At 31.5% G+C, this 21,067-nt stretch carries 24 protein-coding genes; all 24 read right to left on the bottom strand.

Annotation, left to right across the window (positions count from 1 at the left end):
• Window positions 1-51: 51 nt before the first annotated feature.
• Window positions 52-909, bottom strand: a complete 858-nt coding sequence (locus tag BUB47_RS08815) for a CD1107 family mobile element protein (protein WP_073185509.1) — start codon at window positions 907-909, stop codon at window positions 52-54.
• A gap of 14 nt (window positions 910-923) precedes the next feature.
• Window positions 924-3,347 (bottom strand): leucine-rich repeat protein, encoded by a 2,424-nt coding sequence (locus BUB47_RS08810; RefSeq protein ID WP_073185507.1) that lies wholly within the window; start codon window positions 3,345-3,347, stop codon window positions 924-926.
• Complete coding sequence (locus BUB47_RS08805) at window positions 3,334-3,573, bottom strand: hypothetical protein (protein ID WP_002838498.1); 240 nt, start codon at window positions 3,571-3,573, stop codon at window positions 3,334-3,336. Before BUB47_RS08805 ends, BUB47_RS08810 begins: the two co-directional genes overlap by 14 nt.
• A 14-nt stretch (window positions 3,574-3,587) precedes the next feature.
• Entirely contained in the window at window positions 3,588-6,167 is a 2,580-nt protein-coding gene (locus BUB47_RS08800) for a C40 family peptidase (RefSeq protein WP_073185505.1), read from the bottom strand.
• A gap of 7 nt (window positions 6,168-6,174) precedes the next feature.
• On the bottom strand, window positions 6,175-8,598 hold the full coding sequence (locus tag BUB47_RS08795) for a VirB4-like conjugal transfer ATPase, CD1110 family (protein WP_013315073.1): 2,424 nt from the start codon (window positions 8,596-8,598) through the stop codon (window positions 6,175-6,177).
• Window positions 8,489-8,899, bottom strand: a complete 411-nt coding sequence (locus BUB47_RS08790; RefSeq protein WP_004827263.1) for a PrgI family protein — start codon at window positions 8,897-8,899, stop codon at window positions 8,489-8,491. Before BUB47_RS08790 ends, BUB47_RS08795 begins: the two co-directional genes overlap by 110 nt.
• A gap of 1 nt (window position 8,900) precedes the next feature.
• The gene (locus tag BUB47_RS08785) at window positions 8,901-9,191 is read right to left on the bottom strand and encodes a hypothetical protein (RefSeq protein WP_073185503.1); all 291 of its coding nucleotides are present in this window, start codon (window positions 9,189-9,191) and stop codon (window positions 8,901-8,903) included.
• A gap of 9 nt (window positions 9,192-9,200) precedes the next feature.
• A complete protein-coding gene (locus BUB47_RS08780) occupies window positions 9,201-10,064 on the bottom strand; it encodes a VirB6/TrbL-like conjugal transfer protein, CD1112 family (RefSeq protein ID WP_073185501.1) in 864 nt (287 codons plus the stop codon).
• Window positions 10,065-10,074: 10 nt separating this feature from the next.
• A complete protein-coding gene (locus BUB47_RS08775; protein ID WP_000394204.1) occupies window positions 10,075-10,290 on the bottom strand; it encodes a Maff2 family mobile element protein in 216 nt (71 codons plus the stop codon).
• A gap of 1 nt (window position 10,291) precedes the next feature.
• Window positions 10,292-10,603: a single-stranded DNA-binding protein gene (locus tag BUB47_RS08770; protein ID WP_073185499.1), complete on the bottom strand. Its 312-nt coding sequence runs from the start codon at window positions 10,601-10,603 to the stop codon at window positions 10,292-10,294.
• A 190-nt stretch (window positions 10,604-10,793) separates the two neighbouring features.
• The gene (locus BUB47_RS08765; protein ID WP_002839727.1) at window positions 10,794-11,069 is read right to left on the bottom strand and encodes a hypothetical protein; all 276 of its coding nucleotides are present in this window, start codon (window positions 11,067-11,069) and stop codon (window positions 10,794-10,796) included.
• Between the two features lie 18 nt (window positions 11,070-11,087).
• Window positions 11,088-12,884 carry a VirD4-like conjugal transfer protein, CD1115 family gene (locus BUB47_RS08760; protein WP_073185498.1) on the bottom strand — a complete coding sequence of 599 codons (1,797 nt, stop codon included), beginning with the start codon at window positions 12,882-12,884 and terminating at the stop codon, window positions 11,088-11,090.
• The gene (locus BUB47_RS08755) at window positions 12,877-13,611 is read right to left on the bottom strand and encodes a phage antirepressor KilAC domain-containing protein (RefSeq protein WP_073185496.1); all 735 of its coding nucleotides are present in this window, start codon (window positions 13,609-13,611) and stop codon (window positions 12,877-12,879) included. The genes BUB47_RS08760 and BUB47_RS08755 overlap by 8 nt, the downstream gene beginning before the upstream one ends.
• Complete coding sequence (locus BUB47_RS08750) at window positions 13,608-14,093, bottom strand: PcfB family protein (RefSeq protein ID WP_073185494.1); 486 nt, start codon at window positions 14,091-14,093, stop codon at window positions 13,608-13,610. The genes BUB47_RS08755 and BUB47_RS08750 overlap by 4 nt, the downstream gene beginning before the upstream one ends.
• A complete protein-coding gene (locus tag BUB47_RS08745) occupies window positions 14,086-14,913 on the bottom strand; it encodes an ATP-binding protein (protein WP_073185492.1) in 828 nt (275 codons plus the stop codon). Before BUB47_RS08745 ends, BUB47_RS08750 begins: the two co-directional genes overlap by 8 nt.
• Window positions 14,910-15,683: a replication initiator protein A gene (locus tag BUB47_RS08740; RefSeq protein WP_073185490.1), complete on the bottom strand. Its 774-nt coding sequence runs from the start codon at window positions 15,681-15,683 to the stop codon at window positions 14,910-14,912. The genes BUB47_RS08745 and BUB47_RS08740 overlap by 4 nt, the downstream gene beginning before the upstream one ends.
• A gap of 80 nt (window positions 15,684-15,763) precedes the next feature.
• Window positions 15,764-16,009 carry a cytoplasmic protein gene (locus BUB47_RS08735; RefSeq protein WP_073185488.1) on the bottom strand — a complete coding sequence of 82 codons (246 nt, stop codon included), beginning with the start codon at window positions 16,007-16,009 and terminating at the stop codon, window positions 15,764-15,766.
• Window positions 16,010-16,086: 77 nt separating this feature from the next.
• Window positions 16,087-16,851, bottom strand: coding sequence for an N-6 DNA methylase (locus BUB47_RS08730; RefSeq protein ID WP_083529187.1), 765 nt, complete (start codon window positions 16,849-16,851; stop codon window positions 16,087-16,089).
• Between the two features lie 2 nt (window positions 16,852-16,853).
• Window positions 16,854-17,066 carry a MarR family transcriptional regulator gene (locus BUB47_RS08725; RefSeq protein ID WP_073185486.1) on the bottom strand — a complete coding sequence of 71 codons (213 nt, stop codon included), beginning with the start codon at window positions 17,064-17,066 and terminating at the stop codon, window positions 16,854-16,856.
• Between the two features lie 258 nt (window positions 17,067-17,324).
• Window positions 17,325-18,995: a recombinase family protein gene (locus tag BUB47_RS08720; RefSeq protein ID WP_073185484.1), complete on the bottom strand. Its 1,671-nt coding sequence runs from the start codon at window positions 18,993-18,995 to the stop codon at window positions 17,325-17,327.
• A 63-nt stretch (window positions 18,996-19,058) separates the two neighbouring features.
• Window positions 19,059-19,229, bottom strand: coding sequence for a hypothetical protein (locus tag BUB47_RS10030; RefSeq protein ID WP_159430548.1), 171 nt, complete (start codon window positions 19,227-19,229; stop codon window positions 19,059-19,061).
• 118 nt (window positions 19,230-19,347) lie between these two features.
• Window positions 19,348-19,704 carry a type II toxin-antitoxin system PemK/MazF family toxin gene (locus BUB47_RS08715; RefSeq protein ID WP_073185482.1) on the bottom strand — a complete coding sequence of 119 codons (357 nt, stop codon included), beginning with the start codon at window positions 19,702-19,704 and terminating at the stop codon, window positions 19,348-19,350.
• Between the two features lie 419 nt (window positions 19,705-20,123).
• Window positions 20,124-20,363 carry a helix-turn-helix domain-containing protein gene (locus BUB47_RS08710; protein ID WP_073185480.1) on the bottom strand — a complete coding sequence of 80 codons (240 nt, stop codon included), beginning with the start codon at window positions 20,361-20,363 and terminating at the stop codon, window positions 20,124-20,126.
• Entirely contained in the window at window positions 20,341-20,781 is a 441-nt protein-coding gene (locus tag BUB47_RS08705) for an RNA polymerase sigma factor (RefSeq protein WP_073185478.1), read from the bottom strand. Before BUB47_RS08705 ends, BUB47_RS08710 begins: the two co-directional genes overlap by 23 nt.
• Window positions 20,782-21,067 lie beyond the last annotated feature (286 nt).

The raw sequence follows: 21,067 nt of genomic DNA, 5'->3' as shown, positions 1-21,067 counted from the left end.
AATTAAAAAAAGAGCGAAAGATTTCTCTCTCGCTCAAGCTTTTAAAAATTATTATAATAGTTCATCATCTTCATCTAAAGATTCTTCGTGAGTTTCATCATCGTCATCATCTTCTGACTCACTAATATAATCCTCATCATCTTCTTCAAAGTCTTCCAACATTCTATCTTCTTTTGCTTTGACTACTTTAAAATAATATCCTGCTCCTATAACTCCTCCAATTACAAGTGCAATAATTAGAAATGAACCTATTCCACTTTTCTTTTCTTCTTTTACTGGAACAACAGTAGGTTCTTCTTTTTTTACTTCTTCTTTCTTAGGCTCTTCAACCTTTATAGTGTTTTTATCTTCTGATTCAATCATATTAAGTAGGTCTTGCTCTCCTACTTCTGTTAATAGCCTTACATTATCTTGATTTGATGAGTGATCCACTATTAGGTGCATAGTTTTTCCACTTTTAGTTTGAAATGTTAAAAATTGTCTTACATCTACTGGATTTTCTTTATCTTTTTCTGTGTCTCCACTTGGTGTAATATCTTTTCCATTCCTATCTACATTTTCAATTACTGAACCTCTCGCCTTATTTTCTTGTGTCGCAAGATTATTTACTGCCTTTGTATTACCACCTTTTACAAGTGGTGTTTTCTTAGGAGGATTATTTGAAGGCTTAGTTGCTTCACTTGTATTTCCTGGTATTCTTGGAACATCTTGATAAGGAATTTCTTCTTTTGATGGTGTAAAAACATCATCTTTCAACATTTTTTCAAATTCTTCTTTTTGTGGTTCATATATTGATTCACTTTGATTTTCGATTTGTCCTTCATTTGTCATCGCAAATGTAGTTGCTGGTACTGTAAATGTAAAAAGGAGTAACGCTATAGCTACTCCTCGTTTAATGCTCATATTCATTTTTCTATCCTTTCTTATTTTACATTTTTAAATACATAAACTGCTTTTCTAGCATTGTCCCATTCTATTGTTTGATTTTTACCATCTTTGATATCTCCATGACTTGCTCCAAAAGCTTTGGCAATATTTGAAATTGAAGCATGAATTCTTCCATTTATAATCACTGGCTTAACATCTGAATTGTAAACTTTTCCATCTGAATCTTTCATAACACCAGTATCAATATTTAGTCTTAATGTCTTTTTAGCTAAGATATTATTCTCTTTGTTTGAGAAAATAGCTTCACGAGTAGAGTTGTCATACTCAACATTAAAACCTAGAGTATAGGCAATATATCTAACTGGAATCATAGTTCTTCCTTGATCCACATAAGTTTTTACATCCATGTAGACTGTTGTTTTACCATCTTTATTGATAATGTTATAAAAGTTTTTGTCTACTTGAAAAACTGCAAATTCTTTTTCATCTTTAGCTTGTTTTTTGTCCAATTGTTTATCTTGCTCTTTCATCTTGTTAAGATCAAATTGATTTAGGATATTCTTGTCATCAGCTTTCAAAAGTTCGTCCCACTTCTTATCTTGAGATTTCTTATCTTCTTTCTTATCTTTGTTTTCTTTTTGGAGTTTTAGAAGTTCATCTAATTTCTTAGATAAGTCTTGGTTTAGATTTTTTTCTTTTTCATCTTTAGCTTGTTTTTCAAGTTCTTCTTTCGCTTTTTTATTTGCTTCCTCGATTAGCTTCTTTGCTTCTTCGATTTTATTATCTAATTCTTCTTTTAGCTTTTTAATTTCTTCTTCAGAAGCTTTTTGTTTTTCTTCTAGTTCTTTAATTTTCTCTTCTAATTCTTTTTTTGTATTTTCAGAAGATTCTTTTAAACTATCAATAGCCTTTTGAAGCTCTTCAATTTTCTTACAGCATTCTGACTTAGAATTTTCTGTCTCTTTCTTTTTAGACTCAAGGTCTTTTATCTTAGCATCTTTTTCATCAAGAGCTTTTTCTAAGTCCTTAATTCTATTGTCTTTATCTTCAATTTCTTTAGTCTTCTTTGCAAGTTCTCCTTCTAAAGACTCGAGCTTTTCTTGCATTTCTTTGATTTTATTTTTGTTTTTATCGGCCTTTTCTTTCTCAGCCTCTAACTCCCATTTTGTAGATGAATAATCTTCTTTTAGTTTTGCATTTTCATCTTGTAATCTTTTTAATTCATCTTTAAGCTGAGTAATTTCTGCTATTAGTTCATCATTATTGGAGTTTTTAAGATCCTCAATTTCTTTATTCAATTGAGCAATCTTATTATCTTTATCTCTAATCTCTTCTTCTAGCTTAGCTTTTTCTTGTTTTAAGTTCTCTCCATTATCTTTGCAAGATTCTAACTTTTTCTTTAATTCATCTATCTTTGATTGGTATTCTTGTTTCTTATCATTTAAGTCTTTGATCTGATTTTCTAAATCCTTAATGTTTTTAATTAAATCATCAATCTTATTCTCCTTTTCATCAATATCTTGTCCTGTCAAATCTGTTTGAGTATCAATGGAATATTTATTTGGATTGTAAATCTTGATAGTTCCTGAATAGTAGTATCTTGGAACTGAAAAGTCCAATTCTACCATGTCTACATCTTTTGGAAATATCAATCCTCCATCTTCATCTTTGATTAGATTTTTGTAATTAGAAATTCCAAGTTCTCCATTATATCCTAGATTATTAAGATAGAAAGGATTTTGTTTTGGTCTATATTCTACAACTTGATTCCCTATTAACTTAGCTCCAGTATTATTAAGTTTAGGATTGCTTGGTGCATTAATTCTCCTTAATGCGTTCTTATAAAAAGCTCCACCTTCAATAACCTCAACACTATCTGGTATTTCAATTTCTTCTAGTTCGTTCTCAAAGAATAATCCATCTTTTATAACCTTTAAACCTTTTGGAAGTCTAGCTATTTTTATCTTATTTTCTCTAAAGGCAGCACCACCAAGGTTTGTTACTGAATCAGGAATATAGATTTCTTCTAAATTTGTATTGTTAAATGCCCAACTTTCAATTGTTTTTAAATTGCTTGGCAATTTAATTTCTCTTATCGGGCAATATACAAAAGAGTTGCTCTTAATTGTTTCTAAGGATTCTGGTAGAGTAATCTTCAAATCTTTTAACTTTGAGATTCTTTGAATATCAAACATATTTTGTGAGTAACCAGAACTATTTATATATCCAATAGTTTTAGTACCTTCTAAAAACTTAATTTCTTGAGTTTTCTCTGCTTTTTCCCATCCTGTTTTACTTAGTCCTGCTACATGAGTCTTATCTCCTTGATGGTATATAAAATCATCTTCCGTCCAAGTAACATCAGACTTTGCAAATGCACTTGTATGCACAGTTGATGTTAAAACTAATAAAAGAGCCATAAAAAAGGCTCTTAGTCTGTTCGTATTAAATTTCTTCATTATGAATGTTCTCCTTTTCTTTTAATTTTTCTTCTCTTTTTCTATCATTGATTTTCTCCATTAATTCTTCCAAGCTAATATTGTTCCTCCTAAGAGTTACAATTATTTCTTCATTTTCAACTTGTATTTCTTCATCGCAAATTTCCTTGTATTTTGCATTTAAATCTTTTAACTTCTCTTCTATTTTTTTCTTTTTGTTCCTAATACTTACAAGCTTTCTGTTCACATAATATCTCCCTTCTATCTTGGTCTTCCAAACCCATAAAAGTGTGATTTCCAATATTTTGAATTTATTGATGTGTATTGAATTGGATCTCCTGCGTGAATCATCATTCCGTTACCTGCGTATATTCCTACATGAGATATTGGAGTTCCACTGTTATATGTTGAGTGGAAAAATATAATATCTCCAGGTTGGGCTTCACTTGGACTTACTGGATTACAATAGTCTTTGTATATTCTCCATGCAGTTGTTCTTGGCATTCTCTTTACACCAGACTTTGTAAATGACCAACATACAAAACCTGAGCAGTCAAAGTTAGATGGTCCACTTGCTCCAAACACATATCTTTTGCCTATATGTTTTTCTGCTTCATTAAAAAGAGCCTTTGCAGTAGCTGAATCAAAAGCAAGACCAGGATTTCCAAAGTTTGGATTATCTACTATTTCTCCTAAGTCCCCATTACCTGATCCAAAAACATCTCCCATATTTCCCTTAGCTTCAAGAAGAGCTTCATAATGAACTACATTGTCTGGATAATCTTTAAATATTTCCCTAACAACTTCATCCATTTCTTTTTTCTTTAAAGTTACAATTAACTTTTTATATTCGTACTCTTCTTTTTCATAGCTAGTATAAGGATTACCACGACTATCATATCTTGTTATTGCTACTGTTCTTGTTCTAATTTCAATTTCTTCCTTAAAATCAAGCTTATACATCTTATCGAAAAGATCTTTTAAAATTCCTTTTACTTCAGATGCTGATTTTACTTCTCCACATCTTGAAGTTATATAGGATAAAAGTTCATGGGTATTATGACCAATTTCTCCTTCTTTGTTTATGATATATTCGTCATATCCAGGGTGACTTGTCTTTACACTTTCGATTTGTGATTGTAGGTCATACTCCATTGATGAAAATTCTTGATTAACTTCACTTAGAACTGTATCTTGTGATAGGTATGTTGTTGTCATTACTGAGTTAACAGAGTTACTTAATCCACTCATACCAACACTTCCACCACCAATCATGATTGATAGCATAAGACCTATTCCTATTACTAGAAATAGAACCATCTTACTTTTTCTTACGATTAGCTCTTTAGAAGCCTTACCTAAACTTAAAATAGCTTTTTTAACTCTATCCACAAGTCTTGTTTCGTGCTTTTTAGCTATCATGCTTTTCATTTGTTTTCTCTGGTAAAACTTCTTAAATCTATTTTTCTTTATATAGGCATCTGACTTTTTTAAATCTTCCAAGCCACTTTTAAACTCCAACTTGCTTTTTCTCTTTTTTATTTTTTTATCAAGTTTAGATAGCTTTTTTAAGGACTTTTTCTTTTTGTCTAACTTATACTTCCTTATTCCATGCTGGAGTTTAGAGCTTACATTAGCGACTTTTTCTCCAGATTCTACACCAGTATTGTCAGATCCTGAACTTAGATAATCTCTCACTAACTCTGATGACTTAGCTCCAGATAATAAAACCCCAGAAGATAGACTTCCTTTAGTTTTATTCTTTAAAATATTATCCTTTAGCTTGCTTTTAGACTTTTCAAGCTCTCCAATCTTTTTATCTGATATAAAGTCTTTAACATCTTGTGCTTTCTTAGAATCTTTCGGTGTAACTTTCTTAGATTCATTTTTTAAGTCATCGATTCTCTTTCGAGTAAATTTATCACTTTCATAATTTTTTCTCTTGTAGTAAGTCTTCTTTTTATTAACTTTCTTTTGTTCTGAAGGTTTAAGGCTTGTTTCTTTTTCATCTTTTATAAATTCTTGATTATTGTCTTTAAGCTCAGAATTATCAAAAGTTTTATCTGTATCAACTTCGCTTAGCTTATTTTCTTTATCTATCTCTTTAGAAATTTTTTCCTTATCTCTAAACTTCTTTTCTTGATAAAGCTTCTGCTTTTGCTTCTTATCGATATTAGTATTACTCTCGTTCTTACTTACTTCATCTTTAACAAGCTTATCTTTTCTGTATATTCTCCTACTCTTCTTTGCTTCGATAGGTTTATCTTCGCTTGTGTGGATTCGCTTAGACTCTCTCTCGTTTATTTTGTCTTGGAATTTATCCTTACTATGGATAAGTTTATCCTCGTAATTTTTGATAACTTGTCTTTTACTTGATGCCTTCTTATTACTTATTGGTTGAGCCTTAGCTGAAATATCATCTGTTGTTAATTTATTAGAATTAATATTTCTACTGTTTTCACTATCAAAATTCACCTTTTTAAAGTCTACATCTAACTCTTCATCAAGTTTAAAGCTTTCATCTGTCCTTATTTCAAGATTAGTCTGTTTAACTTCATTAGCCTTATCCTTATTTTCTAAAACTTCTTTTCTGATTCTTTCCTTGTTTTTAGCCTTCTGAAAATCTTTTAGTTTATCTTGTTTTTGATCTTTAGCTAATACATTCACATGAATAAGTTTAGATTCTTTTTCTGAAATTTTATCTCCGAACCTATCCTTAGTCTTAATAATCTTATTGGTATAATCATCTGAATGAACAAGTTTACTATCCATATTCTTTTCAGGAGCGTCCCTATTTCGTATAATTTTCTTTTGAAAATCTTTTTTTAGTTTTTTATCCATGTTACACCTACTTAGCTTCTTCTGGTTTTGTTGTCATTAGCTTATATAGCATGGTGTCTTTAGGAAACTTATCTATAAATGGAACAATAGTATTTCCAAAGAATAGTAATCCCTCACCTGCGTTTGAATTAGTTATATAGTTTAACTGATAAGGTGATATTTTTAATTTCTTAGCAAGAATATCCCTATCTCCAGATGCTTGATTTAACATTAGAACAAAGTCTGTATTATCAAAGATATTTTCAATTTCCTGACTTGTTAAAAGGTCTTTTACGTTTTGAGTTATACCTGTTGGAATACCACCCCATTTTCTAAATCTTTTCCAGATTTCTACTGAATATGAAGCAGTTTGTGGGTCTTTTAATAAAAGGTGGAACTCATCTATATAGTATCTTGTAGACTTGCTTCCTCTATTTAGGGAAACCTTGTTCCAAACTTGATCTTGAATTACAAGCATACCTATTTTTTTAAGTTGTGTTCCTAGCTCTTTTATATCAAAGCAGAGCAATTGCCTATTTAAGTCAACATTTGACCTATTATTAAAGACATTAAGACTTCCCTTAACATAAATTTCCATTTCTGTTGCGAGCTTCCTACCAACTCCCTCTTCTTGAGATAGGAGCATATCGTATAAATCTCCTAATATTGGCATATTTTCTGGTTTTGGGTCTTCAAAATATTTTTGGTATATCTTTGGTAAGCACCTATCTATAACAGATTTTTCTGCAGCAGTAAGACCAGATCCTCCTACTACAAGTTCAAGCATAGACATTATGAAGTTTGCCTTATCTTTTAAAGGTGCGTCCCCATCTCCATAGTTCATATTAATATCTAATGGATTTAGGTAGTCCTTTGATTTTGCCGAAACTTTAATAACTTCTCCATTAAATTGTTTTACAAGGTTTGAATACTCGCCCTCAGGATCACAAATAATTACATCATCATCTGTTACAAGAATTGCATTTGCCATCTCTCTCTTTGCTGAGAAAGATTTACCAGAACCTGGTGTACCTAATATTAATCCGTTAGGATTCTTTAGTTTCTTCCTATCTGCCATTATCAAGTTTTGACTAAGGGCATTTAAGCCATAGTACAAAGAATTTGCCGAATCAATAAATAGCTCTTCTGTTGTAAAAGGCATAAATACTGCCGTTGATGATGAAGTTAAAAATCTTTTTATTTCGACTTGGTTAACTCCTAGAGGTAAGACAGAAACAAGTCCTTGTTCTTGTTGATGAGATAATCTTTTTACCTGACAATTATGTCTGTTTGCAATCGATGATATTTGAGCAATAGTGTTTTCTAATTTTTGATTAGTTCTTGCAAAATTCATCATTACTATGGTAACTACAAATAGCCTTTCATCTCTATTTTGTAAGTCAGATAACATGGACTTAACATCAGCCCCAAAAGTATTTATATCTGAAGGAATAATATCCATATCATATCCAGCACGAACTGCTTTCTTTTGTTCTTCAATTTTCATTCTGTCCAGGTCTGTGTTTTTTCTCTTAATGAGTTTAATAGCTTCTGCTTGTTCAACTACATCTATATGAAAAGCTACATAAATATTGTCATCAATATCTAAAAACTCAGATAACATTCTGTCTGATAACTCACTTGCAAGTATTTGAAAATGGCTTACTGCTCCAATGAATTTCCCAAATTTAAAATTATTTGCTGGTGCAAAATTAAAGATATTGGGAGTTATATGTGACTTTGTAGACTCTTTCTTCTTCAAATCTTTATATGAAAAATCAAAGTTCTTGTCTGGATTTAACATATCGTGAACAAGTCTTAATCTTTCTTCGCCATCAAGGCTTTCTGCTCTTACTCCCATAGATTTAAAGTTGGATAAAATATCTACTTCAAGTCTATTTAACTTTGCTCGTGCTTGCTCTAGGTTATCGGCTTCTGTTGTAAAGGTTATATACTTCATCTTTTTAAGTCCGTTATTCCCCTTTGCAAGTTGAAGCTTTAACATCTCCCTAAACTCTTTTCTTACATCGTCATAGAAGTCTCCCTTATCAGCAATTTTAATTGCATCTTGTAGGTCTTTATTTCTTCCTAATTGATTTACATACGAAAGTTCAATGTGGACACTTGGATCAAAAGAATTTAAAAAGTTGGCAAATTGGTTAAAGATTAAATCTCTATCTTCTTCCAATGCCAACTGGTAATTTATATCTTGAAAAGAAATTGTCTTTGAATAATTTTTTTCATCTAACTGGCAAATGCCCTCTGGTAACATTCTTATATATGGAATTGTATCCTCAACAGTAAATCTCTTCTTCTCTTTCTTTAAAAGTACACTTAGAAGACTATTTGTTGGATCTTTCTTTGTTTTTAGCCTTCTTACTTCCTTTCGGTCTTTTTTTAATTGTTTTTCCCTTAGATTTAAGTCGCTGATTTGCTTTTTTCTTTGCTTCAAGGTATGCCTCCTTTCTTATTCTCTTAGTTGGTTGATAAAACTTATGAAGATAGAAAAATTTAAAATACTTTTCAAAAGTTAAAGTGTCTTTTTCATATAAGGTTATAAAAAAGATTGGCAGGGTTACTATTAGCATTACAATGATTGAAACATCATTAGGTAGATATTTCTTCATAAATAAATAGGTTGGTATGCCAATTAGTCCTGCCACAGAAAAACCTATAAGTTGTCTTTTAGTTAAGTTAAAGGCAACCTTTGTTTTAATCTTGTCCAAATCTTTTGGTATTGGTACATACGCCATCTTAATCTCCCTCTACTTCTTCTTTGGAAAGTTCAAGTATATGGTCATAATTAGATGTTGTTTCTTCTTCTAGGTAGCTAATTCTTTCTTCTAATTCTTCTTGTTTTTCTTCATTTCTGTCATTGTATTCTCCTTGATACATAACAAATTCATTGTGACATCTTCCAAGTCTATTTATTCTCCTCTTTAAGTTTCTAATCTCTTCATTTCTTTTTTTCTCTTTTAAAATTTCATAAGTTCCTCCCAATAAAATTCCAAGTCCCAATAAAACACAATTTTTCTTTTTTAACATTTATTCCTCCTAGTGCGTATTCATAATACTTTTTGCAACTGTTCCACTCTTAAACATCATAAGCCCAAGTAGTAGAGCATATCCTAATATACTAAACAAGCTTGCGTGAATATCTGTAACCTGTACCGTCCTTATTAAAACGGTGTAGATACCTAAACATACCATCAAAAACAAACCTTGTAGTCCCAAGGCAAAAAGTCCCTTGATATAATTTGTTCCAATCTGACCCCATTCTTTATTTCCCATAGTCGCAAATGGTATGGATGATACTGATGAGTAGACATATATTTCAAACATACGCCCATATACTATTAATGTTATAACTAGTGATATTCCTTGAATTGCAATCCTTACAAGACTTGTTTCAACTAGTATCATTAAAAGCTCACCTATTTCTTTTTCTTTTAATACATCAACCATTGCAACTATCTGATCTCCTGAAACAGTGGCAGAAGTATTGATTACCCCTGCCGCTTTGTTTACAAGATTTTGTGCCACATCAAAGACTGCCATTGAAAATTCAAAGGCATGGCTTGCAAGGTAGACTGCTATAAACATCTTTATAATGTATTTAAAAAACTCAAAAGTATCTGTATCATGCATATTATTCTTTTGCATAACCATATTTATGAGTTCAATACATAATACTGCTGTTATGATAAGACCTGCTATTGGAACAATTACATTGTCATTAATGTTTTTTATGAAGTTATATACTTCTCCATTCCAACCCATTGGTGTCTTCCCAACATCAGTTGCAATAACTCCTACCTTGTCGTTTATATCTAAGAACATGGACTCAAGATTTGCTTTGATACCTCCGAGTAGCATATCCTTAAAAAATTCAGTTAGCTTGTCAAAGATACCAAACATAGACTTTCTCCTAATTTAAAGCATTTGCAAGTAGTGGAATTAATTTAATACCGATTAGTACAATTCCCCCACCAGCCATAAGCTGCTTAATACCTTGAGATTTAGCACCAGGGTTATCATTACCATAACCTTCCATCAAGTTAATAACTCCCCATGCTCCTAAACCTGCACCAATTGCAGTTACAAGTGTCTTTAAAACTCCAACTCCAGCTGTAAAAAATTCCATATTATTCCTCCTCGTTTTCTTTCTTATTTTCTATTTTGTTTAGTGATTTAACTATAAAATTCTTGTAGACCTTATCTCCTTTTTTATTTTCTTTGAAATATCCAAAGACATGGATTAGATCTCCTTTTTCAAATTCTTTTACAATTTCTACCTTTTCTCCATATACTGAGCAATTTGTATATTCTTTGCCCTTTCCATATTTTTTTACAAGAGCAAAATTTGCTACTTGAACACTTTCTCCATCTTTTTCAAATTCTGAAAAAAGAGCTTCCTTAACTAAATTTGCATTAATATTTATCATTTCTCTATCCATTAATTTCTTCTCCTTAATCTATAAATTTCAATTAAAAAAGCGACTGAAATTATATTTCAATCGCTAAATGTCTTATATATTAAATTATTTTAAGTGGGACTTCTTATCCTTACCATCTTAACCTCCTATTTTTGAGTATAAAAAAAGACGATAGAGTTTTTAATTTCTATCGCCTATTAATACCTTATTTCTAATCTTCTAAAATCGATACTTCAAGGTCTATCGCTTTAAATGTAACAGTTATTCCTACTTCTTCTTTTACTGTTTTTTCAAATAGCTCAGCTATATCATATGGGGACATATCATATATATCTTCATACCATTCATTACTTTCATCGTACATTGTCTCACATATTGCTTCAATATAATTTTTCTTATCCATTGTGAGTTCTGTATCACTTTCCAAAATAAACTGCTCACCATTTATATTTAATATAATTAAAGATGATTTTCTATTTTCACACATTTTACTTTCTCCATAAACTCAAATGTTTAACCTATTTATTTTATAACTTGATTTTAACTTTACCTTATCTCTACTTGTTAGATAATCTTCCACATCAAACAAGTTTCTCTTATCATAATCTTCCAATAACTTGTAATTCTTATGCTTTGTAATATCAAATTTATCTGACAAAAAAGGTCTTACTCCTCTTAGTTGGTATATACATTTACCACCATCCATTACAGTTATTTCATCTTGACTCATAAGTTCCTTACCAGTTTTTTGGTAATTTAGACCAAAAGATTTTTGGTTGGATCTTGTTTCTGATGTGTTATATAGGTCTATGGTTTCTTTTCCTAATGTTTCTGATAATTCTTTTACTGTTGTTTTTTCTTTTCCTCCTAGAAAGAGTGTAGAGTCACAGTTACCAACTATTGTATCTGCATGGTCTTTGTAAATTGCTTTTAATTGAGATTGTGCTTGCAGAATTATACTTGCTGATATTTCTCTAGAACGAATTGTCGCTATTAGTTTTTCAAATTTAGGAATTAATCCTATATTTGCAAACTCATCAAGTAGACACCTAACATGAACTGGAAGTCTTCCACCATACACATCATCTGCCTTATCACATAGTAGATTAAATAATTGAGAATACATTATTGAGACTACAAAGTTAAAGGTATCATCTGTATCTGATATTATTACGAATAAAGCAGTTTTTCTATCTCCAATTTTATCAAGCTCTAATTCATCTTCGCTCATTAGTTCTCTAAGCTCTCTTATATCAAAAGGTGCAAGTCTTGCTCCACATGATATGAGAATTGACTTAGCAGTTTTTCCTGCTGCCAGCTTATATTTCTTATATTGCTTAACTGCAAAATGAGTAGGATCTTTCTTTTCAAGAGCTTCAAAAAGCCTATCAATTGGGTTCATATAGGTTTCGTCATCTTCTCTGACTTCACTTTCGTCAATCATATCTAAGAGTGTTTTAAAATTCTTTTCTTCTTCAGGTGCTTCATAATATATATAACCGATGAGGGCAGTGTAATATAGCTTCTCAGCCTTTACCCAGAAATCTTCTCCTGCCTTTTCTCCATCTCCCTTGGTGTTAGCAATTATAGTTTGGACAAGCTTTAAAATATCTTTTTCACTTCTCAAATAAGCAAAAGGATTGTATTTCATGGACTTTTTGAAATTTATTGTGTTCAAAATCTTTATGTCATATCCATTTTCATAAAGCATTTTTCCACACTCTAACACAAGTGTGCCTTTAGGGTCTGTTACTACATAGGAAGAGTGCATTTGCATTAGATTTGGCTTTACATAAAATCTCGTTTTACCTGATCCAGAACCTCCTATTACTAATACATTTTTATTTCTAGCGTATTTAGGGTTTTTAGGTCTTGAGTTCATTGTAAGTCTTTCAGTATTAGTTATGAGAACATTATTTTCAAACTTAGGGTCAATATATGGAGCAATATCCTTGTTTTCTCCCCATCTTGCAGATCCATATTCCTTACCTTGCCTATATTTCTTTTTATTTTTTCCTTTACTGTAAACAATTAGCTTAACAAGACCAGCAACTGAAATACCTACTAACAAGTCCCTTGGATTAAGGCTTGGTATATAAGATAAAGTTCCTATATCAGAAATTCCCACCATTAATCTATCAATAATATCTCCTCCAACATAAGAATTGATGTGCTTAGAAAAAATATTTCCAATGTAGAAGAATGATAGATAAGGAATGTTTGATAATATAAATTTCTTTGGGTTGTCTATTTTAATTAAGTTTTTAATATCAGAAAGAATAGATTCTAATACCTTATTCATCGTAGAAACCTTCACTATCTAATAAAATTAGTAGGTAGTGTCTTCCCTTTGGTGTTATAAATGTTTGTATTCCTACAAGTGTACCTAGTGGATCAACCCATTCTTTTACTTCAAAATATCCCTTGTTCTTATCTGCATAAGGTAAGAGTTTCTTTTTCTTATCTCTATAAATTAATCCTTTATCCATTAAAAAACTTATAAACTGGTTTTGTGGTATTCCTAACTCTTTGGCAGTATTTCTAAAGTTTGTAAGTAGGTTATAATCTACTAATTTGTCATAATAATCTGCCTTTGGTCTTAATTCTTCAATTTCTTCTTCTCTTTCGGCAATAATTCTATTGGCTACAAGAATTGCATCTGCAAGTAACTCTTCATTAGTTTTCTTTTCTTGACTTGCTATATATCCTCCGTTTTTTCTAATGCTCGGTAAGACTTCTCTAGTTACCCAAGTTTTGAAGATTTTTGCTTGTGGTAGTTTTGATGAAAGGATAAGTGAATACAATCCTGATTCGTTAATTATTGAAATATTCTGTATTCCTCCAGGGGTGTTCCATTTCGTTACACCCTTATCTTCTTCATCTACATGGTCATAAACAGCTTTTCTTGGATTGACATATCCTAGCATAGTTGCTACTTCATTTGCTATAAAGAAAAACTCACCGTCTTTTTCTATAACAGTGAGTTTCCCAAAATTCTTATTTTCAAATGTTTTTAAATTACTTATCATAAGCTTTGCTCCTTATGTTTATTTTTAACTTTATCTTTACTGATAGTGTCCTTAGCCATATCTTTAAACTTATTTATAGTCTTCGTTATTGAATCTTTTCTATCGGCCTTTCTTTCAGAAGCCTTAACTGCTTTTTTAAAGGCATGTTCCATTACCTTTATATCCTTAGATTGAAAAAACACAGAGTGATTACCAGTTTCCTTATCTTTCATAACAGAAAACTTCACTCTGTGTTTATTTAAAATTTTCTTTAGTTCTTTTAACTCAGTATCTTTTAGATTAATTTCTTCTAACTGTCCCTTTTTAACCATATCCTTTAGTTTTACTTCTTCTCCATTATTTTTTATTACATTTTTTAAGCCTCCTTGTTCTTCTATTTGCTTGTGTACTTTCTTTAAAGCATCAAGAATTGCTTTACTTGTTGCTTTTGCAAGCCTTACTTCAAGATTAAGACTTGACCTAGATACTTCTTCATTAATCATCTATTCCACCTCCATATAAAAGTAACTCTTTGTATTTTCTTAACTTCTCTTGATGGATTTTTCTTCTAAAATCTTCTCCTATAACTTTAACTGGTATTGTCATTTCAAGTATTCTTGAATATATCCTCTGATACTCAAGGTCAATATTAGGATTTTGAATAATTTCTAATGATAAGTTTGTAGTGAAAATTGTCGGCCTACCCTTTAAGTATCTTGAGTTTATAATGTTATATACTTGTTCTCTTGCATAGGATGTGTCCCTTTCAATTCCAAGGTCATCTAAGATTAATAAAGGAATATTAGATAGGTTATTTATAATTTCGTTTGAATCTACCTTAAATGCTGATTTTTGTATTTGATTTATAACCTGGGATAAATTCATGATTTTAACTCTAACTTGTTTTCTTTCAATTAATTCATTTGCAATTGAACAAGCAAGATAAGTTTTTCCACTACCAACATCTCCATAAAATAAAAGTCCAACATTGTCTTCTTTCATTTGTTCAAAGCTTTTGGCATAATTATAAGCAACTTTATAAGCTTGACCTTTTTCATTTAAGTATTTCTCAAAATTATATTTGTGTTGGATAGGTGATGAGAAGCAATCTCTTTTCAATGTCGATATTCTCATCAGTCTTTCTCTTTCTTCGTTTTCCTTATCTCTTTTTATTTCACATTCACATTTAATTCTAGGAATAAACTTTGTAAATCCAAGGTCAAGTAATTCTCCATCTACTCTTGTACCACATACCTTGCAATAGATATGTCCATTTCTTTCAATATCATTTTCTCTTAATACAAAATCTTTTAAGTTTTTCATAAACTCTCTCCTATATCGTAATTCATCTTTTTTGTTGAATTTTCATTAATATTTTTTGCCTGATCATTAAGATACCAATTAATTATTGTTGCCTTGTGATCTTGATAAACTCTGTTATTTGCTTTCATATAAGACGAAAGCCTATCAATGTATTCACTAATTCTGCTTCCTAACTCATTCGTTAAGTCCTTGTATTCTTCATCAGTTAAAAATATATTTTTATATATTCCATAAGGCTTTTGCCCTTTACTAAAATCATTATTTCTTAACTTATTATTACTAATATTGTTATAGTTACCTTCCGATTTTCGAAAATCTTGACTTTCGATATTCGAATCTCTTGAATTTCGATTATCGAACTTCTGGAATTTTGTTTTTCGAACTTCTTGATTTTTTAATTCCATATTATTAAATATGCTCATAAAGTCTTTAACATAAATTCTATTAGGCTTTCCAAGTCCTTGTCTTTTCTTTTCAATTAGTCCTATTCCTGACTTAATATCAAGCTCAGCTATTAATTTATTTGCTTTTTCACTTGCACAATTAAATTGATCTTTTATACTTTCAATTGTGTAATAAATAAAAACTTTTCCATCTTCATCTATCCACCCATTTTTATATGAAAGACCCATTCGATTAAGCATATATGAATACAAAACTTTAGATTCAATAGAAATACTCTCAAAAATTTCATCTTCCATTAATACCATAGGTAACCTAATGAAGTTATACATCTCAGATTGCCTATTATAGAAATAATCAAAATTCATCTTTACCTCCTTTCTGTGAAATAAAAAAGACGACAGAATTATTACTTTCTATCGTCTAAAATTTACATATTAAATTTTTACTAAAACCATTCTTTGTGCATTTTTTCTAACGACTCTTTTGTTAGTGGATATCCAATAGATTCTACTATCACAGAGTCAATCCCACAATATGGACAAATAGCTGTCCAATCTGGTTCATCTTCACACCAATCTTCTATTTCACTTGGAGAAAAGATTTTACAACAATAAAAACAACCACACTTCTTTTCATTTTTAAGCATAGTTTTATTTGCAAAAGAATACTTATGAGCTTCTATACAATCCATAAATCCTCCTTATAAAATTTATAATCTTTATTTATATTGGTATGCTATTTACAATACCCATTATTAAAATGGATACTCTAAGCAGCACACCAACTATTTATTTTTTGAGTTTTAAACTTTGGTAGAAGTCTTGAACTCCTTATATTTACATAACTATTTGCCTCTATCACTATTATGACACGAAACCCAGAAGTTGGGTCATATATTTTGATTTTCTCTCTGCCTTTGAGTTCTTCTGCTATAATTTCAGACATTAAAACAGATACTTCATGAGGTGTGTAGAATTCTCCTGCTTTTTTACCAGCATTTGCGGCAAACATAGAAATCAAATACTCATAGACAAAACCTAAAACATCATAATCTTGACTTCCATCCATCGGTATTCTCTTTATTAAATTAATAAGAGACCTTGCTGCCTTTGTTTGCTTTTGTGCATTTTCTCCTAATTTAGATAACCCGCCACTTAATGTTTTGAAGATATTTTCAAATAATTTTTTGTAAACACTGTCTATATTTCTATCAAACGCAGATAAAGCATCTCTTACATTGGCAATTTCAAAGTCTCCTCCTTTTTTTACCCACGTTGAAAACAAGTGTTCATAGGAAATAAAATAACCTATGTTGTTTCTTACATATTCTGCATATTCTTCGTCATCTTCATTAATCTTTGTAATATCTTCCTGAGATAGACTTTTGCTTTTGAAAAATCTTACTTCTTTCTCCGATAAATATTTATAAAAAATAAATCCCAATATAAAATCTTTATACTCACTTGCCTCTATTTTTGAACGCATCTGATTTGCTGATTCCCAAATCGTGCTTGCTAATTGTTGTTTATTCATTTTTACTTTTTCCTCTCTATATAATTCAGTTCTATGTCAAAACCTAATTCTTCCATAATATCAATAAAGGTTGTATTTATAAGTCCATCGCCTTTTTTAACGATTTTATTTACTGTCTGAGCACTCTTATCTAGCCTTTTGGCTAATTCTGCCTGTGTAATATCTATGTCTAAACACTTAACTTTTATGTCTTTTTCCAGATTATTAATTAGCATCTGATATCTCCTTTTATAGAATTATACGATAATTAAATATAATTATATCCTATTTAGTTGATTTCTTCAATATTTTAGTTTATTTTTATAGTTATCCATTCTGTCTACTCCACTCCAAATAACCATACTGTCTACACACCCTAGAAAATTTCAATTTCGACCAATTCCCTAACAGCATTTTCAAGAAAAATAGGGCTTTCAGGATTTACTCAAAAATCCTAAAAGCCCTTAATTTCAGCACTTTTTTAAGCCTTTATTCTATTTTCTTGACATCAATACTACCGTCTCCACGTGCATATCTTTGTCCCACAAAAGTTCTTGCACTTCCTGACCGTCCTTATATACAGGAAAATTAAAGGAAATAGACTTTAACGGCACTTCTGTTTCACCACGTGGATATATTTGAATTTCTTTAATTAAGGAAGATACTAAAGCTTTCCGTTCTTCATCATTAATTTTATCGTACACCTTTTCAAAATTAATCATTAGTTTATAAACATTATCCAGTGTAATTGCATCTCTTTCAACTGATTTCCGTCTTAGTTTCCCATCCTCAATCTTTTCTTCTAACTCAACCATTATATCATACAGGTCATTTAAGCGAATAGTCATATCATGTAACTTTCTCTCACGATGCCGAGCATCCTCTGGTAGGGTGTCGATTTCATTTTCTAAACGGGATTTATTCAAATCTACCTCCCGGAGTTTAGATTCGTAATTTTTTATTTCGTTATCAATTGTTGTAGTGTCAATTTGAGTACCTATTCTTGCTTTAACTTCCTTTGCAAATGTTTCATTACTGACCAATTCCCTAATAGACTCAATTACAAGAGGTTCTATTGTTGTTTTCTTCAGCATTGCTTTATAAGTACAACTTCTACCTGTAACTGCTCGTTTACGGCTACATACATAATAATACACTTCTTTGTATGTACCGTCTTTATTTGTCCAGGCATGTTTATTGGTGTACATAGGTCCCTTACAGATAGGACATTTTAATATTCCTGATAATAAATGTACCCGATCTTTACCTATTTTTGAAGGTTGCTTTATTCCTGTTTCTATACGCTTTTCACGAACCTTATTCCATAATTCTTCACTTATTATAGCTTCATGTTTTCCATCAGCTAAAATATAATCTTCCTGCCAAGCTTGGCGATATTCATTTTTTGTACCTTTTATCTTTTCTCTTGCCCTTCTGCCAAAGGCAATCTTTCCATAATAAACAGGGTTGTCTAAAATCTGCCTTACAAAACTGCCACTCCATTCTTTAAGTTTTCCATTCTGTCTTTGAATCTTTTCAATACCTTGAAAGTTAAGATATTGTGCTACTCCACCATACCCCATATCTGTATTTGCAAATTTATCATATATTAGGCGAATAGCCTCGGCTTCCTTTTCTTGAATAAAAAGCATCTTATCCTTTAAATAATAACCATAAGGAGCAAATCCACCATTCCACCCACCTTGCCTTGCTTTTTCTTTACGTCCATTCATTGTCTGCTCAATGATATTTTCTCTTTCAATTTCAGCTACAGCAGAAAGAACTGATATTAGTAGCTTTCCGCTTGTCTGTGATGAATCAATCCCTTCTTCTATACATATTAGGTTTATTCCATAAGATTGTATGAACTCTAAGGAATTTAAAATATCAGACGCATTTCTTCCAAAACGTGATAGTTTATATACTAATACATAATCTATCTGTAACCCATTTTCGATATCTGATAGCATCTTCTTAAAAGCAGGTCTAGCCTCAATGGATTTTCCTGACTTCCCTGCATCTTCATAAATATCTACCACTACCATTTCTTCTCTGTCTGCAAAACGATTTAAACTGGTTAGCTGACCATCTAAACTAAATCCATCAACCTGCATCTCTGTACTGACACGGGGATATAAAACACATTTCATTCCACTTCTACTCATAATCAAAACCTCCTTTTATTTAGGTAAACAGATGGAGAGTTTTCTATGTAATGTGCTGTTAAATTACACAGCACAATCTATTTCTTCTAAAATCTCAACTCCGTACTTCTCCACCACAGTTGCCAGTATGTTAATGAAAGTGTCATATTCTTTTGATTGCGAATATTTGGTTGCTTTTTTCGGAGAAGGATTTTTTATTTCAGTCCTCTTTTGTTCAGGTCTAATATTTTCCATCTGTAAACACCTCCGTGAATACATACCTCCAGTATAAATAGGTTCTGACTTTATGTGAATTGTGTCGATTTTCTCTCCAATCGCATCCAATTCTATATATTGATAAAAAAGAGTATATTTATAGGCCCTCCAATCCTAAACTGACTGAGAGAGCCTTATTGATTAAGATAATTTCTTCTTCGCTAATTCTACCTGCATATTTTTTCAAACGTCTTTTATCTATTGTAATGATCTGCTCCAACAAGACCATTGATGGAATTGATAATGTAGGAGAGAGGTTTAGTAGACAATGGGTAGGTAGTCTAGCTTTGTAGTGAACCTTACCTGTGATTACTGCTACGATAACTGTTGGACTAAACTTATTACCCATATTATTTTGAATGATGAGGACTGGTCGGTATCCCCTCTGCTCTGAACCAATTCCATGATTTAGGCTGGCATAAAAAATATCTCCACGCATAACGCAGTCACTCATGCTTTTTCATCTCCTTTCTAGCTAAACTCTTTCTTAAAAACTATATGGTTAAACGAACGGCTATTGGCACAGCTCCACGGGAATTTCACCCTTTCGACGGTCTGCCGAAACCCTACCCATTGCCTGCGACGCTTTTAACGCTCGGACGGTGGCTATAGGGGAGTATCATTATCCCATTTATATGTCCTCGCCTACAAACTGCCATATTTGTTTTGTGGCTTGATATAGTTCGCTCGCTCTAAACAGAGGTCATGGCGTATCAGCCACTTGGCTCGATATAAATGGAATGTATCCGTTTTACCTTATACTGCAAAGCCGTTGTCTGACTTGCTTTCTTTGTCAAGGAACATTTATCTAATAACAAAACTATGGATAGGAAGTACGGAAAGGGGGAGCGTACTTCTCCATAGATTTATCTATTAAGCCGCATTAAAAGTTAAGATTTTGGTTATCAGTTTAGTTTCTAATCTACGGCGTAATACATCATCTACACATAAATGCGGATTGCCACCTTCGTCGTAAAATGTCCTCATAGACAATGCAGCGATGTACCCTTCATAATGTTTCAGAACGGCATTGATAGCATCTACATCGCCACCAGAGGCTAATACAATAACAGGGTAGGAAAGCAAATGATTATTTCTTTTCTTGTTGCTCATAGATATCTACCTCCATAAATTTTTTTAACTTCTGTAGGGTGCTTGTTCTTTGGTACTGAACAGTAGAACGTAGCATATTCAGCTTGTCCCCGATTTCTCGGTCAGATAATTCAAGGAAATAGGAAAGCAAGATAATATCTCGCTTGCGTTCTGGTAAATTTTCTAATGCACCTGCAATAACACAATCAGTAACAATAACATCAAGACCTAAAACATTAAAAACTTGTTCGATAACAAAGTATTTATCCTCTGTATATAGCTGTTCCATTTCCTTTGCTGATAAATCTGAAAAAGTTGTTTCTCGACCACGTTGCCGTTTCAGCTCATCGTAATAATCCCTTGCCTCATGTTTGAGTATCTTTTTGCAAAAGCTGTCAAAGGCATGTCGCTTGTCTTGCTCATGGCTGTTAGGTTTCACATTCTCACCCCCTTTCGGGTGGTGACTCCGCTGTTTCCCTTTCACCACTATTACGGTGAGAATTGCAAAACTGCCAAACTTTTGAGAAACTTTTTGAAATAATTTAAAAAAAGACGCAAAAATGCCCGACTGAAAATACAGTCGAGCATTGGTGGAGTTGTTTATGTTTACCAGGTGATGTGTGTGTTCATACTGATGGCAGTAATATACCGTTGGGGGATATGGGCTTTTTTTAATGGATAGAATTTATATGGCTTATGGTAATTAAAAAGAGACACGGCGATAC

It is taken from the genome of Anaerosphaera aminiphila DSM 21120 (assembly GCF_900129925.1).
In the GTDB taxonomy this organism is placed as follows: domain Bacteria; phylum Bacillota; class Clostridia; order Tissierellales; family Peptoniphilaceae; genus Anaerosphaera; species Anaerosphaera aminiphila.
Note: the sequence above shows the minus strand (reverse complement) of the source record. Positions and strands in the feature narration are given on the sequence as shown.

Excerpts from the sequence above, each read along its gene's own strand:
- BUB47_RS08720 (WP_073185484.1), bottom strand. The coding sequence starts at position 18,995 with ATGAGTAGAAGTGGAATGAAATGTGTTTTATATCCCCGTGTCAGTACA.
- BUB47_RS08735 (WP_073185488.1), bottom strand. The coding sequence starts at position 16,009 with ATGGATTGTATAGAAGCTCATAAGTATTCTTTTGCAAATAAAACTATG.
- BUB47_RS08755 (WP_073185496.1), bottom strand. The coding sequence starts at position 13,611 with ATGATAAGTAATTTAAAAACATTTGAAAATAAGAATTTTGGGAAACTC.
- BUB47_RS08780 (WP_073185501.1), bottom strand. The coding sequence starts at position 10,064 with ATGTTTGGTATCTTTGACAAGCTAACTGAATTTTTTAAGGATATGCTA.
- BUB47_RS08800 (WP_073185505.1), bottom strand. The coding sequence starts at position 6,167 with ATGGATAAAAAACTAAAAAAAGATTTTCAAAAGAAAATTATACGAAAT.
- BUB47_RS08770 (WP_073185499.1), bottom strand. The coding sequence starts at position 10,603 with ATGGATAGAGAAATGATAAATATTAATGCAAATTTAGTTAAGGAAGCT.
- BUB47_RS08745 (WP_073185492.1), bottom strand. The coding sequence starts at position 14,913 with ATGAAAAACTTAAAAGATTTTGTATTAAGAGAAAATGATATTGAAAGA.
- BUB47_RS08765 (WP_002839727.1), bottom strand. The coding sequence starts at position 11,069 with ATGTGTGAAAATAGAAAATCATCTTTAATTATATTAAATATAAATGGT.
- BUB47_RS08810 (WP_073185507.1), bottom strand. The coding sequence starts at position 3,347 with ATGAAGAAATTTAATACGAACAGACTAAGAGCCTTTTTTATGGCTCTT.
- BUB47_RS08785 (WP_073185503.1), bottom strand. The coding sequence starts at position 9,191 with ATGTTAAAAAAGAAAAATTGTGTTTTATTGGGACTTGGAATTTTATTG.
- BUB47_RS08775 (WP_000394204.1), bottom strand. The coding sequence starts at position 10,290 with ATGGAATTTTTTACAGCTGGAGTTGGAGTTTTAAAGACACTTGTAACT.
- BUB47_RS08740 (WP_073185490.1), bottom strand. The coding sequence starts at position 15,683 with ATGAATTTTGATTATTTCTATAATAGGCAATCTGAGATGTATAACTTC.
- BUB47_RS08725 (WP_073185486.1), bottom strand. The coding sequence starts at position 17,066 with ATGCTAATTAATAATCTGGAAAAAGACATAAAAGTTAAGTGTTTAGAC.
- BUB47_RS08750 (WP_073185494.1), bottom strand. The coding sequence starts at position 14,093 with ATGATTAATGAAGAAGTATCTAGGTCAAGTCTTAATCTTGAAGTAAGG.
- BUB47_RS08790 (WP_004827263.1), bottom strand. The coding sequence starts at position 8,899 with ATGGCGTATGTACCAATACCAAAAGATTTGGACAAGATTAAAACAAAG.
- BUB47_RS08715 (WP_073185482.1), bottom strand. The coding sequence starts at position 19,704 with ATGAGTGACTGCGTTATGCGTGGAGATATTTTTTATGCCAGCCTAAAT.
- BUB47_RS08710 (WP_073185480.1), bottom strand. The coding sequence starts at position 20,363 with ATGAGCAACAAGAAAAGAAATAATCATTTGCTTTCCTACCCTGTTATT.
- BUB47_RS10030 (WP_159430548.1), bottom strand. The coding sequence starts at position 19,229 with ATGGAAAATATTAGACCTGAACAAAAGAGGACTGAAATAAAAAATCCT.
- BUB47_RS08730 (WP_083529187.1), bottom strand. The coding sequence starts at position 16,851 with ATGAATAAACAACAATTAGCAAGCACGATTTGGGAATCAGCAAATCAG.
- BUB47_RS08815 (WP_073185509.1), bottom strand. The coding sequence starts at position 909 with ATGAATATGAGCATTAAACGAGGAGTAGCTATAGCGTTACTCCTTTTT.
- BUB47_RS08760 (WP_073185498.1), bottom strand. The coding sequence starts at position 12,884 with ATGAATAAGGTATTAGAATCTATTCTTTCTGATATTAAAAACTTAATT.